The organism is Gordonia sp. DT30 (genome assembly GCF_049844915.1).
Taxonomy (GTDB): domain Bacteria; phylum Actinomycetota; class Actinomycetes; order Mycobacteriales; family Mycobacteriaceae; genus Gordonia.
Window position 1 is genome coordinate 77,368 of sequence record NZ_JBNCLY010000009.1, and the last position, 15,501, is coordinate 92,868.

General features: G+C 69.0%; 16 protein-coding genes. 1 reads left to right on the top strand and 15 read right to left on the bottom strand.

Annotation, left to right across the window (positions count from 1 at the left end; all coding sequences use genetic code 11):
• Window positions 1-167: 167 nt before the first annotated feature.
• Window positions 168-1,790, bottom strand: a complete 1,623-nt coding sequence (locus ACLQ3C_RS10885; RefSeq protein ID WP_425705069.1) for an MFS transporter — start codon at window positions 1,788-1,790, stop codon at window positions 168-170.
• 97 nt (window positions 1,791-1,887) lie between these two features.
• Here ACLQ3C_RS10885 and ACLQ3C_RS10890 point away from each other — a divergent pair, with 97 nt between their 5' ends.
• On the top strand, window positions 1,888-2,388 hold the full coding sequence (locus ACLQ3C_RS10890) for a MarR family winged helix-turn-helix transcriptional regulator (protein ID WP_425705070.1): 501 nt from the start codon (window positions 1,888-1,890) through the stop codon (window positions 2,386-2,388).
• A 3-nt stretch (window positions 2,389-2,391) separates the two neighbouring features.
• Here ACLQ3C_RS10890 and tsaD read toward each other — a convergent pair whose 3' ends face one another.
• The 14 genes from tsaD to glmM all read right to left on the bottom strand — a co-directional run bounded on the left by tsaD (window position 2,392) and on the right by glmM (window position 15,501).
• A complete protein-coding gene (gene tsaD, locus ACLQ3C_RS10895; RefSeq protein ID WP_425705071.1) occupies window positions 2,392-3,438 on the bottom strand; it encodes a tRNA (adenosine(37)-N6)-threonylcarbamoyltransferase complex transferase subunit TsaD in 1,047 nt (348 codons plus the stop codon).
• Complete coding sequence (gene rimI, locus ACLQ3C_RS10900) at window positions 3,435-3,971, bottom strand: ribosomal protein S18-alanine N-acetyltransferase (RefSeq protein ID WP_425705072.1); 537 nt, start codon at window positions 3,969-3,971, stop codon at window positions 3,435-3,437. Before rimI ends, tsaD begins: the two co-directional genes overlap by 4 nt.
• On the bottom strand, window positions 3,968-4,714 hold the full coding sequence (gene tsaB / locus ACLQ3C_RS10905) for a tRNA (adenosine(37)-N6)-threonylcarbamoyltransferase complex dimerization subunit type 1 TsaB (RefSeq protein ID WP_425705073.1): 747 nt from the start codon (window positions 4,712-4,714) through the stop codon (window positions 3,968-3,970). The genes rimI and tsaB overlap by 4 nt, the downstream gene beginning before the upstream one ends.
• Entirely contained in the window at window positions 4,711-5,148 is a 438-nt protein-coding gene (tsaE, locus tag ACLQ3C_RS10910) for a tRNA (adenosine(37)-N6)-threonylcarbamoyltransferase complex ATPase subunit type 1 TsaE (RefSeq protein WP_425705074.1), read from the bottom strand. Before tsaE ends, tsaB begins: the two co-directional genes overlap by 4 nt.
• Window positions 5,145-6,284 (bottom strand): alpha/beta fold hydrolase, encoded by a 1,140-nt coding sequence (locus ACLQ3C_RS10915; RefSeq protein ID WP_425705075.1) that lies wholly within the window; start codon window positions 6,282-6,284, stop codon window positions 5,145-5,147. Before ACLQ3C_RS10915 ends, tsaE begins: the two co-directional genes overlap by 4 nt.
• Window positions 6,278-7,423, bottom strand: coding sequence for an alanine racemase (gene alr, locus ACLQ3C_RS10920; RefSeq protein WP_425705076.1), 1,146 nt, complete (start codon window positions 7,421-7,423; stop codon window positions 6,278-6,280). Before alr ends, ACLQ3C_RS10915 begins: the two co-directional genes overlap by 7 nt.
• 86 nt (window positions 7,424-7,509) lie before the next feature.
• Entirely contained in the window at window positions 7,510-8,946 is a 1,437-nt protein-coding gene (locus ACLQ3C_RS10925) for an NAD(P)H-hydrate dehydratase (RefSeq protein WP_425705077.1), read from the bottom strand.
• Between the two features lie 8 nt (window positions 8,947-8,954).
• The gene (gene glmS / locus ACLQ3C_RS10930) at window positions 8,955-10,817 is read right to left on the bottom strand and encodes a glutamine--fructose-6-phosphate transaminase (isomerizing) (RefSeq protein WP_425705078.1); all 1,863 of its coding nucleotides are present in this window, start codon (window positions 10,815-10,817) and stop codon (window positions 8,955-8,957) included.
• A 6-nt stretch (window positions 10,818-10,823) separates the two neighbouring features.
• Window positions 10,824-11,765, bottom strand: a complete 942-nt coding sequence (locus ACLQ3C_RS10935; RefSeq protein ID WP_425705079.1) for a dienelactone hydrolase family protein — start codon at window positions 11,763-11,765, stop codon at window positions 10,824-10,826.
• Between the two features lie 10 nt (window positions 11,766-11,775).
• On the bottom strand, window positions 11,776-12,036 hold the full coding sequence (locus tag ACLQ3C_RS10940) for a hypothetical protein (RefSeq protein ID WP_425705080.1): 261 nt from the start codon (window positions 12,034-12,036) through the stop codon (window positions 11,776-11,778).
• Window positions 12,033-12,971 carry a hypothetical protein gene (locus tag ACLQ3C_RS10945; protein WP_425705081.1) on the bottom strand — a complete coding sequence of 313 codons (939 nt, stop codon included), beginning with the start codon at window positions 12,969-12,971 and terminating at the stop codon, window positions 12,033-12,035. The genes ACLQ3C_RS10940 and ACLQ3C_RS10945 overlap by 4 nt, the downstream gene beginning before the upstream one ends.
• Entirely contained in the window at window positions 12,964-13,284 is a 321-nt protein-coding gene (locus ACLQ3C_RS10950) for a hypothetical protein (protein WP_425705082.1), read from the bottom strand. The genes ACLQ3C_RS10945 and ACLQ3C_RS10950 overlap by 8 nt, the downstream gene beginning before the upstream one ends.
• A 163-nt stretch (window positions 13,285-13,447) precedes the next feature.
• Window positions 13,448-14,161, bottom strand: coding sequence for an HAD family hydrolase (locus ACLQ3C_RS10955; protein ID WP_425705083.1), 714 nt, complete (start codon window positions 14,159-14,161; stop codon window positions 13,448-13,450).
• Window positions 14,162-14,172: 11 nt separating this feature from the next.
• Entirely contained in the window at window positions 14,173-15,501 is a 1,329-nt protein-coding gene (gene glmM / locus ACLQ3C_RS10960) for a phosphoglucosamine mutase (protein WP_425705084.1), read from the bottom strand.

The window sequence follows — 15,501 nt, forward strand, 5'->3', positions numbered from 1 at the left end:
TCCTCTACTTTCTCATCCGAGAAAACGATGTACTTGTTGCAGATGAAACTGCACTTGGGGGCTCTGCCACAAACCTCGTCGTCGCGGGTGCCGAGGTTCACAACACAGTGCCTACTGGCACTCTATACATGCGAGTGCCAGCACTCAAGACTGGCGGGTGCAAAATCTCAACCCTGATCGCAAAGCTGCGGCACGGCATCGCAATCCTCGTCAGCCGGTGGCATCTCCCCCGACCTCGATGCCTGCGGCTGCGACCCCGGCGAGGCGAGGGCCGCACTGCGCCTGCCGAACCAGCTCACCGTGAGCGAACCGAGCAGGCCGACCACCGACAGGCCGCTGACCAGCCAGATCGCCGTCGTCATACCGCCGAGGAGCTCGCCGTGACGGGTCGGCTGACCCGAACTCGCCAAGATCGCCGTGACCACCGCCAGCATCACCGCACCCCCGATCTGAACGCTGGTGTTCACCAGTCCCGATGCCAGACCTTGTTCGTCGTCGTCGACACCGGCCGTGCCCTGAGCGGTCACCGACGGGAACGTCAACGCGAAACCGATGCCGAGCAGAACGATCGTCGGGAGCAGGAAGTTCACATATCCCATCCCGGGCTGCGCCCGCGCGAACCACAGGTAGCCACCCAGAAAGGCCGCGAAACCCCCCACCATCAGAAGCGGCGTGGGCACTCGGTCGAGCACTCGATCCATCCGGATCGCACTGGCCGCGACGATCAGCCCGGCAGGCAAGAAGGCCAGCGCCATCGCCAACGGTGTCCAACCCAGTGAGTCCTGCAGATACAGCGTCACCACGAACTGGAAGGAGACATACCCGCCGAACATCAACGCACCGGAGACATTCGCATGGACCAGCAGATAAGACCGCAGAATCCCCAGGCGCACAAGCGGATGGGGGTGCCGCACCTCGATGCCGACGAAGGCGATCGCCAATACCGCGGCGGCGACAAAGGTGCCGATCGTCGCCGCCGACGCCCAGCCGGCCGCCGGCGCCCGGACCACCGCGAACACCAGCAGCAACAGCGCACCGGTGCTGGTCACCGCGCCCAGCACGTCGAACTGCGCCCAGCGGAATTGCACCTGCTCACCCCGCGGCACGACGCGCAGTCCGGCCAGGAACAGCAACACCGCGACCGGGCCCGGGAACATCAGCGTGGCGCGCCACGACCATTCGGTCAGCAACCCGCCGAACACCAGACCGAGCGAGAAGCCGCTGGCGCCGCACACCGTGTAGATACTCAGCGCCCGATTACGCGCAGGCCCCTCCGCGAAGGTCGTGGTGATGATCGACAGACCGGCCGGAACGGTGAACGCCGCGGCCACGCCCTTGATGAATCGCAGCGCCACGATCAGCATCTCGATGTCGACGACCGCGCTGGCCACCGACGCGATCGCAAACACCGCCAGCGCACCGAGGAACACCCGCCGGCGGCCGAGAAGGTCGCTGACACGGCCGCCGAGCAGGAGCAATCCGCCGTAGCCGAGTACGTATCCGCTGACGATCCACTGCAGTTGACTCTGTCCCAGGTCCAGGTCGGCGCCGATCGAGGGCAGCGCCACCCCGACCATCGACACGTCGAGCCCGTCGAGGAACAACGCACCGGCCAGGACGACAAGCAGAAGCCACGTCCGCCCCGGCCAGCCGGAACCACTGGTCACGTGCCCCGCCGCGACATGTCCGGCCGGATCGGGCTGCCCGGAAAGCGTTTCCGGGGCACGCGGCGGCCCCGTGCGCCTGCTTGCGTCGGAAAGGTCCGAAGACTTGCGATCTGTGAATGCCATGCGCTGACTATATGCACTCGCATCTAATGCGTCTACATTACTTGAGATCACATTGGTTTCCCACGCATGATCTCGTTCCCGGTGATAGTCTGCGGCCATGAGCACGACGGCCGGACGAGAGGCAACGGGGACCGCCACGAGCAGCCCCGACCTGGGCTCAGACGGATCAGACCCAGACGCCTTGACCTCTGACGAACTGGCGGTCGCATGGCACGACCTCTCGGTGCGATTCCACCGCATCCAGTGCACCCTCGATCGTGAGCTCCAGGCCAACCACCAGCTCTCGTCGAGCGAGTTCGAGGTCCTCGAACTTCTTTGGGCGGCAACAGATCACACACTTCGCATGAGCGATCTGGCGGGCCGGGTACACCTCACCCAGAGCGCGTTGTCAAGGGTGGTGAGCCGTCTGGACAAGGCCGGACTCGTCGACCGCACCATGTGTGCCACCGACCGCCGATCGGTATTCGCCGCGCTGACCGACGCCGGGTCGCAACGCTACGGGCAAGCACGTCCGACGCAGCGTCGCGTGCTGGCGCAATCACGCGTCAACTGTCCGGAGATGTCGGCCTGCACCCCGACGGAGCCGTCCCGGTCCTGACGATCACAGTTGTGAGATCTGCACACTCATTCCGGGGTCGGTGGCCACGGTCAGCGGTGAGGGTGCGGCCCCGCCTGCGATGACGTGGGCGCCGAGCGTCGCGATCATCACGCCGTTGTCGGTGCAGCGCCGCGGACTGGGAACCCGCAAAGTGATACCTGCTGCCGCACAACGTTCTTGAGCCAGTGACCGGATTCGCGAGTTGGCGGTCGCCCCACCGCCGAGGACGAGGGTGTCGACGCCGAGATCGGCGCACGCGCGAATCGCCTTCATCGTCAACACGTCGGCCACCGCTTCCTGAAACGACGCGGCCACATCGGCGATCGGCACCTCGACACCATCACGACGACACTTCTCCACATACCGTGCGACCGCGGTCTTGACCCCACTGAAGGAGAAGTCGTACCGGGAGTCGCGCGGGCCGGTCATACCGCGCGGAAATGCGATGGCGTTCGGATCTCCTTGCGCCGCAGCCATGTCCAGAGCCGGCCCGCCGGGAAAGCCGAGGCCGAGAAGCCGGGCGACCTTGTCGAAGGCCTCCCCGGCCGCATCGTCGACGGTGGTGCCCAGTTCGATGATCGGCGCGGCGAGATCGGTGACATGCAGCAGGTGCGTGTGGCCGCCGGAGACCAGCAGGGCCACACATTCGGGCATCGGGCCGTGTTCGAGGGTGTCGACGGCGACGTGACCACCGAGGTGATTCATCGCATACAGCGGCACATCCCACGCCAGCGCATAGGCCTTTGCGGCGGCGACCCCGACCAACAGCGCCCCGGCCAGGCCCGGCCCGATGGTGACGGCGATGGCGTCGGGCCGGTCGATCCCGGCGGCGCCGCGGGCGCGACGCATCGTCGGCACGATGGCCTCGAGGTGTGCGCGCGAGGCGATCTCTGGCACCACTCCCCCGAACCGCGCGTGTTCGTCGACGCTGGAGGCCACCTCGTCGGCCAGCGGAACCGCACGGCCGGGCTCGGTGCCGACGCCCGGTTCCCAGGCGACGATGCCGACCCCGGTCTCATCACATGAGCTCTCGATACCCATCACGATCATGTGTGTTCACCATTCTGCCGGTCGGTCGGGACGAGTGAGTCGTCGACGCCCGCGCGCCCGGAGGCCGACGACCGGATCATCGTGTAGGCGTCGGCACCGGATGGCTGGTAGTAGCCGCGCCGGACTCCCGACCTGACAAAGCCGTTGCGCTCGTAGAGGGCAATCGCGGTGTCGTTGTCCACCCGGACCTCCAAGAAGACCGGTGCATCGACGGCATCGGCCACCCCGAGCAGCGCGGCGAGCAGCGCGCGGCCGTAACCACGGCCGCGGTGGGTGGGTGCGACCGCGATCGTGTGGATCTCGCATTCGTGATCACCCCCGGAGCCGAGGGTGGAGATCCCGGCGTAACCGACGGCCGACCCGCCGAACTCTTCGCGGGCGGCAAAGTACCGGTTGTACGGCGCATTGAGCTCGGCACGGAATGCCGTTGCGGGCCAGGGTGAATCACCGGCGAACATCTCCTTCTCCAGCGCCGCACACCGCGGGATGTCGCGGTAGTCGAGGGCGTCGATGAGCAGGGAGCCGGTACTCATGGGGCACTCACCGTCCGAGTGCGATGGTCTTGTCGTTCCACCGCGTCGGGCCTGCGCAAGTACAGCGGCACCAAGGGGCCTGGCGCCGCACAGGTCGCCGACGCGTGCTCGGCGACGCCGAGCAGGGCTCCCACCCGCGGCACGGTGACCACCGGATCGTCTCCCGCCCAACCAGTCTGGCGCAGATGCGAAGCGGAACCACCGACCGCGTCGACCTTCACCTCGGCGAGCCGGTCGGCCACCACCGCGGGCGCGCTCACCTCGGGACCGCTCACCCGCGTGCGCCCGCCGTCGGAGTACAACGCCCAATACACCTCGCGGCGGCGCGCATCGGTGACCACGAGCACCGAGTCGGCACGCGGGTCCCGGGCGCCCGCGGCGAGTGCGATCGCATCGAGCGAGCACACCCCGAACACCGGAAGTCCCAGTGCATCACCGAATCCCGCCCCGGTCGCCATGCCGACCCGCAACCCGGTGAACGGTCCGGGACCGGTTCCGACGACCACGGCGTCGAGTTCGTCTCGACCGATCCCCGCCTCGTCGAGCACCTCGGCGACGAGGGTCGTGAGGATCTCAGCGTGGCGGCGACCATCGGAGACCGCGCGGGCGGCCAGGACCCGCACCTCGGGTGCGCCGGCCGGAACCGTCGTGACGCGGCCGAGGCCGGTGACGACGGTGTCGGTGGCGGTGTCGATGGCCAGCACGATCCGCGGGTCACGTACCACCAGTTGCAATGTACTCACAGATGATTCACCCATTCCCAACTCGCATGCCGCACATCGGTATCGGGGTCGCGGACCAGACGCACCAGCAGATGCCGGTCGGCAAGCCGCTCGACGACCCCCTCGCCCCATTCGACCACCACCACGGCGTCGGTGATGTCGGTGTCGAGATCGAGCGCGTCGAGTTCTTCGAGACCACCGAGCCGATAGGCGTCGACGTGGATCATCCCCGGCCGTCCCGCCTCCCCCGCACGGTGCTCGCGCGCGATGATGAAGGTCGGCGACGAGACCGCGCCCACCACTTGCAGTCCACGCCCGATGCCGCGCGCGAGCGCGGTCTTGCCCGCCCCGAGCGGCCCGTCCAGGATCACCAGATCGCCGGCGGAAAGTTCTTGTGCCAGTTCCTCTCCCAATGCCTCGGTGTCGGTGACGTCGGGCAGTTCCCGGGTGCTCACGCGCGCGCCTTCCGCTGCCACCAGCGGCGGCGGCGCCGGACGGGGGCAGGCGGGGCGGCCGGCCGTGGCGGACGGGCCCGTTCGACGAGTTCGGCGATCGCATCGGTGACCCGGTCGGGTGCCTCGATCGGCACCATGTGTCCGGCACCCTCGACGACCTCGAGCCGGCAGTGCACCCCGAGTTGTTCGTGGAGGAACACCGAATTGGGCAGCGGGGTCATCCGATCCTGGTCACCGCAGATCACGACCGAGGGGACCTGCCCGAGCATCGGCAGACCCGGCGACTCGTCGTGACGTTCGAGCGCGTTCAGGAAGTTCACGATGGTCGCAATCGGGGTGTTCTGGATCATCTTCTCCACCGCGCGGCCCGCCGCCGGACTGTGGAAGTCCGCGCCGAAACTCGCTACCACCAGGACCGGTTCGAGGATGAGCCGCGTCAGGTCCCGGCCGGCCTCGATGACGCGTGGGGTGTGGCGAGCGGCCACCGCGAACGCGTCCAGCAGCGGATTACGCAGTCCCCGACCGATTCCCTCCTCGGTCAGGCCACTGGCCGCGGTGGCCACCAGCGCGACCCCCACGACCGGTCCACCGGCAGCGAAGAGCGCGGGATTCCTGCGCCCCAACGCCATCAGCGCCATACCGCCCATCGAATGCCCGACGAGCACCACGGGACCGTTCGGCGCGAACGTGTCGATCACGGCGCGCGCGTCATCGGCGAGCTGTTCGATCGTGGCGGTCTCCGCCGTGGCGGCATCGCTGTGTCCGTGGCCGCGATTGTCGTAGAACACCATGCGCATTCGGCGTCCGGCCCAGGCCTCGGCGAGCGCGTACCGCTGGAAATGCCACGCCGCCAGCCGCAGGCTGAATCCGTGCACGAAGACCACGGTGAGCTCGGGGATGTCGTCGGCGCCCAGGCCACCGAGGTCGACGGTCCGCACCGCGAGCCGGACCCCGTCGTCGGCCGTCACGGTCGATGCGGCGTCGGCGTACATGGCGGTGAAATCGATTCCGGCGTACGGGTCGCCGGCCTTGCGCATCCCACGCCGGGTGGCGGTGCGGGCCGCGCCGGCCGCGGCCAGCCCGCCCAGGGTGGCCAAACCCGCGGCCGGTCCGCCGCGTTGGGCCGAGCTCACCACTGTGCCCCCGCCTCCGGCCGGCCGGTCGTATAGCTGAGCTGCGCCCGCCCGCCGATTCGGGACAGGATCTCGTAGTCGATGGTGCCGATGGCCTCGGCCCAGTCCTGTGCCGTGGGACCGCCGCCGGCTCCCGTCCCGAACAGTTCGACCGCATCGCCTTCGGCCACGTCACCGCGGTCGGGGCCGAGATCGACGACGAACTGGTCCATGCAGACGCGGCCGACCTGGTCGAACATGCGACCATTGATCCGGACCCGCAGCCGCCCCGAGGCGAGTCGGGGTACGCCGTCGGCGTATCCGGCCGGAATGACCGCGATGGTGGTCGCCCCCTCGGACACCCACGTATGACCGTACGAGACGCCTTGTCCGGCAGGGATTCTCTTCACCAACGCCACCTCGGCGCGCAACGTCATGGCCGGGATCAGCCCGAAGTCACGACCCGGGATCGGCACCCCACCGTAGAGCGCGATGCCTGGTCGCACGAGGTCCCGTGCCAGGTCCGGACGGGTCAGTGCCGCAGGCGAATTCGCGATGTGGACGACCTCCGGTGCGGCGCCCACCCGGATGAGGTCGGCGCGCGCGTCGTCGAGCCGGGCCGCCTGCTGCGAGTTCAGCGGATGCTCCGGCTCGTCGCCGCGCGCCAGGTGACACATGAGCGCACGCACCCGCACGGCGTCATCGGCGACCGCCTTCGCGAGATCATCGGCGAAGTCCGGCCATTCCTCGGGTGCCACGCCGCTGCGCCCGAGCCCGGTGTCGAGTTTGACCGTCACGGTGGCCGTGGCGCCCGTCGTGCGGGCGGCCGCGACCACGGCCGCCAGCTGCCGCCGCGACGACAACGCCAGATCGAGGTCGGCGTCGATGGCGGCGGCGAAGTCGGCACTGTTGGTGTGCAGCCACGACGTGATGTGGGCGCCGATACCCGCCGCGCGCAGCGCGAGTCCCTCCGCGATCACCGCCACGCCGAGTTCCGCAGCCCCGGCGGCCAGCGCGGCGCGCGCGACCGGGACCGCACCGTGCCCGTATCCATCGGCCTTGACCACGGCGATCACCCCGGCGCCGGATGCATCACGTACCACGCCCACGTTGTGGGCGATGGCGTCGAGGTCGACGGTGGCGGTGAGCGCTGAGGTGGTCATCGCCGACCATTGTCCCAGATCGGCCGGGGCCGGGCGGGACACCCATCCGCAGGCCGGGTCATCCGTGTCACGCGTCGACTGCCCGATCACGAGTCGGCGAGCAACGCCCGGATCGCCGGACGCAGCGCGCCCAGCAGGGTCGACGCGCCGATCGGAGCGCCCTGCGCAGCCAGCGCCGCGGCATGCGCGTGCACTCGCGCGGCGGCCGCGCCCGCCCAGATGGGCGGCAGGCCGGCGGCCAGCAGGGCCCCGGCGATCCCCGACAAGGTGTCACCGGCGCCGGCCGTGGCCGCCCACGACGATCCGGCGTCGTTGCCGAAGACGACGCCGTCGGACTCGGCGACCAGGGTGATACGCCCCTTCAGCAGGATGGTCACCCCCCAGCGCCGGGCCAGCCCGGCGACCGCACCGAGCCGGTCGGCACCCACGGGCTGACCGGTCAGCCGGGCGAATTCACCCGCGTGCGGGGTGAGCAGGGTCGGCGCGTCACGACCGACGACGAGGTCGTGGTGCTCGGCGACGAGGGTGAGCGCGTCGGCGTCGAGCAGTACCGGCAGATCGGTGGCCAGGATGGTGCGCAAGGTGTCCAGCGCGGCATCATCGGTGCCCGCACCGGGCCCGATCATCCACGCCTGCACCCGGCCCGCCTCCGACAACTCTGGTGCGGCAACGACTTCCGGAAAGTGCGCGACCACCTCGGCATGCGCCGAACCCACAAAGCGCGTCATCCCCGACGTGGCGGTCACCGCCCCGCCGGTCGAGAGGATGGCCGCACCCGGAAAACGATGCGACCCGGCGATCACGCCGACGACGCCCTGGGTGTACTTGTCGTCGTGGGTGCCGGGGATCGGCCACGCCTCGGCGACCTCGGCATCACGCAGCGAATAGAGGAACGGTCCGCCCTGACGTCCGAGCTCGCCGCGAATCCCGATGTCCACCAACTCGATCCGGCCGCACTGCGGCGCCGCGAGCAGATGCGCGTTGCGCAGCACCCCGAAGGTGACCGTGATGTCGGCCCGCACCGCAGGCTGATGGACCTCGCCCGTGTCGGCATCCACCCCGGACGGCAGATCGACCGCGACGACCCTCACCTCCGGGTCGAGCGCACCGAACACCTCGGCGGCGTTGGGACGCAACGGCCCCCGGCCGCCGATGCCGACGACCCCGTCGACGACGACGTCGAGATCGGCGGGCAGTTTCTCGACGACACGCCCGCCACGACGCCGCAGCGCCGCGAGTCCGGCCGGATGCGCCTTTCCCGGTTCGAGCAGGACGGCCGCCACGTCGACACCGCGCCGGGCGAGCTCCGCCCCGGCGAACAGCGCATCGCCGCCGTTGTCGCCCGCACCGACCACCAGGCCGACCTTGCGCCCGTAACACCCATCGTCAGAACGGAATTCACTGATCACAACGTGCGCGACGCCGTACGACGCACGCCGCATCAGGGTGCCGTCGGTCAGCAGGTCTCCGGTGGCCCGCTCGGCGTCGCGGACCTCGTGCGCGGTGAAGTGGTTGACCGGCATCGCTGAACCTATTCGACCGTGACCGACTTGGCGAGGTTACGTGGTTTGTCGACGTCGTAGCCGCGCGCCTGCGCGACACTGGCGGCGAACACCTGCAGCGGCACCGTCGAGACCAACGGCTGCAACAGCGTCGGCGTCTTGGGGATGGGAATGAAGTGGTCGGCGACCGACCGGGCCGACTCGTCGTCGTCCTCGGCGATCACGATGGTGACCGCACCGCGCGCCTGGATCTCGCGAATGTTGGAGACCATCTTCGAGTGCAGCACCGCCCGTCCGTCCGGCGACGGCATGATGACGATCACCGGCACCCCGTCCTCGATGAGCGCGATCGGCCCGTGCTTGAGCTCACCGGCGGCGAATCCCTCGGCGTGCATGTAGGCGAGTTCTTTGAGTTTGAGTGCGCCCTCGAGCGCCACCGGATATCCGACATGGCGGCCGATGAACAGCACGGTGTTGTGATGAGCCAGCGAATGAGCGAGCTCGCGCACCGGCTCCATGGTTCCGAGCACGTCGCGTACCGCCTCGATCATCTGCTCCATCGCCGCGAATTCACGGCCCACCTCGTCGGCGTATTTGGTTCCGCGCGCCTGGGCGAGCGCGAGACCGACCATGTAGGCGGCCGCGATCTGGGCGAGGAAGCATTTGGTGGAGGCGACCCCGATCTCCGGGCCGGCGTGCGTGTAGAGCACGGCGTCGGATTCCCGGGGGATCTGCGCACCGTTGGTGTTGCAGATGGCCAGCACGCGGGCCTTCTGGTCCTTGGCGTGGCGGACCGCTTCCAGCGTGTCGGCGGTCTCACCGGATTGTGAGATCGCAACCACGAGCGTCGACCGGTCCAGCACCGGATCCCGGTAGCGGAACTCACTGGCGAGTTCTACCTCGACGGGCAGTCGCGTCCAGTGCTCGATCGCATACTTGGCGAGCATGCCGGCGTGATAGGCGGTCCCGCACGCAACCACGAAGACCTTGTCGACGTCACGCAGATCCTGATCGCTCAGCCGCTGCTCGTCGAGGACGATCCGCCCTTCCTCGAGATGTCCGAGCAGTGTGTCGGCGAGTGCGGCCGGCTGCTCGGCGATCTCCTTGAGCATGAAGAAGTCGTAGCCGCCCTTCTCGGCGGCCGCGAGATCCCAGTCGATGTGGAACGGTTTGCCCGCCCGCGGATTCTGATCGAAGTCGGTGATCGTGTAGCTGTCGGCGGTGATCACGACGACCTCGTCCTGACCGAGCTCGACCGCCTCACGGGTGTGCTCGATGAACGCCGTCACGTCGGAGGCGACGAACATCTCGCCCTGACCCACGCCCACGACCAGCGGTGTGGAGCGCCGTGCGGCGACGATGGTCCCCGGGTGGTCTGAATGGGTGAACACCAGCGTGAACGCGCCCTCGAGACGACGCAGCGCGCGGTACGCGCTTGCCACGAAATTCCCCGCTTCGGGTCCGTCGGCATATTCGCGTTCGACGAGGTGCACCGCTGTCTCGGTGTCGGTGTCGGAGGTGAACTCGATGCCCTCGACCTCGAGTTCGGTGCGCAGCGGCGCATAGTTCTCGATGATGCCGTTGTGCACGACGGCCAGCTTGCGATGTGAGCTCACATGCGGATGCGCGTTGCGATCGGTGGGCTGACCGTGCGTGGCCCACCGGGTGTGCCCCATCCCGGTCGTGCCGGTCAGTGCGTCCCGGCCGACCGTCGCGATCACCTTGTCGAGGTTCTCGAGCCGACCGGCCTTCTTCTCGACGGCGGTATGGCCGTGACCGTCGAGGATCGCCACACCCGCCGAGTCGTAGCCGCGGTATTCCATTCGCCGCAGCGCTTCGACCACGATGTCGAGGGCGTCACGCCCTCCCACATATCCGACGATTCCACACATAGAAGGTCAGGGTACCGGGATTCTGCGGGCGATCCGGCCACGTTGCTCCCGGGGTTTGGCTCCGAGCAGCCGTGAGATGTGATCCAGCTCGTGCTCGGGCTGCTCGGTGGGATCGACGATCACGCTCTTTTCGATCACCGCGGCCGGATCGGCGAAGCCGGCATGGTCGTCGTCGCCGGCCACGGTGTACAGCAGGAATCCGGTCACCAGGGCCCGCACCTGACGATGCGTGGTCTTGTCGGCGCCGTTGACACCCACCATCGACTTCCAGGTGCGGCGTTCGAGCAGTCCACGACTGGTCGCCGCAGGCAGCGTGCGCAACACCACATCGCCGCCGTAGGTCTGCGCCAGTGGCCGCGCATTGGCATCGAAGGTGTCCAGTTCGGTTCCGGCCGCCAAGATCAGGCCGGGGGCGCGCACCTGTGCCGCGGCAGCCGGGAGCAACGCGGTGCTCGGCGCGGGGAAGACCGCGACGACGCCGCGGGCCGGCAACGACGGTTGTCCCAGCAGTGGTTCGTCGGATGCCGCGATCACCGCGGCCGCCGCACCGAAGCCGTGGCCGACGAAGCCGGCCTTCGAGGGGTCGACGGTGATCTGTCCGTCGCCGAGCGGCGCGTGGGCGACCACGCTGAGCGCGGAGCGCATCTCGGCGGCGAGACCGGAGTCCGAGGGCGCGAGACCGCGGTGCCCGTCGGGCACCGCCACCACGAAACCCCATGAGGCCAGGTGATAGGCGAGGTCGCGGTAGCGGCTGCCACCGCAACGCCACGCGTGGCCGAACGCGATCGCGGGCAGCCGCGTGCCCTCGGCCGGCGTGAACACGCGGCCCTCGATCCCGACGATCCCGAGGTTTCCGGCCAGCACACGGTGCGGGCCGCGCCTCGTCAGCGCCTTGAACTGCTTGGCCGAAGGCTGGGACGGCTTGCTGGGTCGCTTCTTGCCGGGCACGGTGGACAGCCTATTCGTTCGAGGTCGTGACGTGCGGACTGGCCTCGGCCACGTCGGCGGGCAACAGGATTCGCGGGGTCGCGTTGTCGCACGCGTCGGCGGCGGTCTCGAGATCGGTACGCAGTTGCTGTACCTCGGTGCGGTGCGTGCGGTGATGATCGTCGAGGTCGGCCATCAGTCCCTGCTGGAGCGCGCTGTATGCACGTGAGGCCATCGTGAGACGGCCCACGGTGCCGCGCGCGAGGTGTTCGATCTGCTCGGCCGCGTTCACTGTTCACCCGCCAGTGCGAGGTCGGAGGTGGGGGCCTGCGATCTGGGCGCCTGCGATGGTGCCTGCGGTGATTGCGGAGCGGGCGCGGTCACGCCGGCCTCCTCCGTGGCGAGGGTGAACGGTACGTCGCCGACGGCGCCCGGTTCGGCCTCCACAGCGCCCGGTCTCACCTCCACAGCACCCGGTTTCACCTCGGCAGCGTCAGGTTCGGCGCCGACAGCGCCTGCTGTCGGCTTCTCCTCGAGCGGTGTCTCGCGTCCGTCGGGCCGTGCACGCCCGCCGGCCGGGTCGGACTGCCGGGAACGCGACCAGAGATTCTCGTCGTCGGCCGAGCGGTTGAGGACTCCGAGGATTGCCTCGATGCCGCGCTGGGTCTCGTGCGCGGTGGTCGTCAGCAACCCGATTCGCGAGGTGATGTCGGCCGCGATGAGCGCGGGCGGGGTGTGTCCGGACAGTACCGCTGCCGGGATTTCCGGCAGCGCGATCCCGGCCACCAGCGGCGTCGACAGCCGGGCCAGGGTGAGATACCAGGTCCGCAGGATCTGGTCGATCCCGCCGGCTGCGGCGTTCGTCGCATCGGCGACCGATCGCAGCACCGACAGGTCGCCTTCGGCGCGGCGCTGATGATCGATCACCAGGCTCACCGCAAGCGCACCTGCCCCGGACTGCCAGCCGCGATCGAGGCGCACCTGCTGTTCGGGCAGGCGATGCATCTGGTCGGCGACCACGCGATGTGCCGTGGCCAACCGTCGCGCGTCGGCCGACAGACCCGATACGTCGAACCGTCCGATCCGCGCAAGCACCGAGCGGACCTCGTCATCGGCGGGTACGGCCACCCCGACCACGCGGCCGACCGAGAGCACCGAGATCAGATCCTCGACACCGGCGACCGCCCGATCCCGCAGCACGACAAGGGTTTCCGACGGCTCAGGCACGGACTGCACCATCGTCGCCACCGGCCAGGCGGACAGTGCGTGCGGACTCGTCGTCGGCCGCGCGGATCTGGTCGAGGCCACGTGTGAGGGCTTCGGACAGGGCCGCAGCCGAGTCGGCCTGCGCGCGCAGGCCCTGCGCCAGTGCGCGGCCGATCGCGACGAACCGTCTACTCAGATCGCCGTGGTCGTCCTCGGCATCGGCCCAGGTTCCGAAGCGATGGTCGTCCAGGTCGCCCGCCGCCACCGCGAGGACCGTGGCGGTCTTCCGGTAGAAAGCGGCGACGGCCGCCACCTCGTCGGTCTCGACCGACACCCGTGAGTACTCCACTCACATCCCCCTCCCCTGGCCGGGCCCCGCTGTCGACCCGTTCATTGGACGCGCAGATGCCCGCTATGGTTCCCTTGCCCGATTCTTGCGTATCCGGCGCCGGCGCGCAGCAAAGTCGAGCGGGCGACTGTCCGAATGTCGCCGGACCTCAGATGTCGACGCCGTGGGCGCGCACCGCAGCGCGCAGCGCGGTCGGCCGCTGCCCCGTCGGCAGGTCGTCCACGAGTTCGAAGGCAGCGCCGATCAGCCGGGCACCGCCATCGGCTTCCTCGCTGTCACCGACCATGAGGGCGTCGGATCCGTCGATCCCGAGCGCATCGGTGGCGGCACGGAAGATCCGGGGGTCGGGTTTGACCACACCGACCTCATAGGACAGCGCATACGCCTCCACGGTGCCGCCAAGACCGTTCAGGGACAGCACTTTTCGCAGATCGAACGCGATGTTGCTGACGATGCCCACACGTATCTGCGTCGCCGCGAGCGTCCTGAGCACCGATGCGGTGTCCGGGAAGGGCACCCAGGAATGGGGATCGAGGACATGTTCGTACAGCGATTCGGCCTGCCCGGGCACATCCAGTCCCGAGGCGCGCAGTACCGAGATGTAGGCGCGCCGATGTTGCCCGGGGTCGAGATCGCGTCGCTCCCAAGCTTTTCGGTCATCGTCACCGATGTCGGCAGGCAATCCCACCGGCTGGGTCATCCGACGCACCAGCTCGGCCTGCTTGTCGACGTCGAGCGGCCGGCCCTGCGTGTCATGCAGATCGGTGAACCACTCGTCTCGTGCCTCGAAGCGGAACAGGGTGCCCGAGAAATCGAACAACACGGCGCGCGGGGTTCGGCCGCCGACGTCGCTCGTCGGCATCGGCCGCTCCGTCATGAGCCGACAGCCGAGACCACGTCGGCGACGCGGGTGGCGATGGCGTGTGCCAGGTCCGCGGACGGCGCCTCGACCATCACGCGCACGAGTTGCTCGGTACCAGAGGGGCGTAACAGAATTCGGCCGACGTCACCGAGCTCGGCGGCGGCCGCGGAGACCGCCGCGGTCACCGAATCGGCCTGCGCCACCACATGTTTGTCGGCGACTCGCACGTTGATCAGTTCCTGCGGCAGCACCGTCATGATCGTGGCCAGCTCGGCGAGACGGGCGGAACTCTCCACCATCTCGGCCATCAGCAGCAGGCCGGTGAGGATACCGTCGCCGGTGGTTCCCGACGTCGGGACCACGATGTGACCGGACTGCTCACCGCCGAGCGAATAGCCTCCCCGACGCAGCTCTTCGAGCACATATCGGTCGCCGACCGCGGTGGTGCGCAACGAGATTCCCGACTCGCGCATGGCAATGTGCAGGCCAAGATTGCTCATCACCGTGGCGACCAGCACGCCCTCGTGTAGCTGTCCGTGCCGATGCAGCGCGGTGGCCAGGATCGCCATGATGTGATCGCCGTCGACCAGCTGGCCCGTGGAATCGACTGCGAGACAACGGTCGGCGTCACCGTCGTGGGCCAACCCGAGGTCGGCCCCGTGTTCGAGCACGGCGGCCTGCAACTTGCCCATGTGGGTGGAGCCGCAGCCGTCGTTGATGTTGATGCCGTCGGGTTCGGCGTGGATCGGGATGACCGTCGCCCCGGCCGCGGCATATACCTGCGGTCCGATTTCGGAAGCGGCGCCGTTGGCGCAGTCCACGACGACCGTCAGGGACTCGAGGCGCACGGCGATCGCGGCGGCCAGATGTGCGGCGTAGCGCTCGGGCGCATCGGGGGCGTCGGAGAGCCTGCCGACACCTGCACCGGTCGGACGCGGCAGGTCCGTCTCCATGGCCGCGGCGATGCGATCCTCGATCTCGTCGTCGAGTTTGTGGCCGCCGGCGCCGAAGAACTTGATGCCGTTGTCGGGCATGGCGTTGTGCGATGCCGAGATCATCACACCGAAGGCGGCGCCGTAATCGGCGGTGAGGAAGGCAATGGCCGGGGTGGGCAGGACGCCGACCCGAATCGCGTCGACACCGGATGCGGCCAGACCGGCACAGACCGCCGCCTCGAGCATCTCGCCGGAGGCGCGGGGATCCCGGCCGACGACCGCACGCGGGCGTGGTCCGGTTCCGAGAACGAACGCGGCGGCCGAGGCCAGGCGCAACGCGAGCTCGGTGGTGAGCTCGGCGTTGGCCAGGCCTCGGACGCCGTCGGTTCCGAAAAGGCGTGCCAA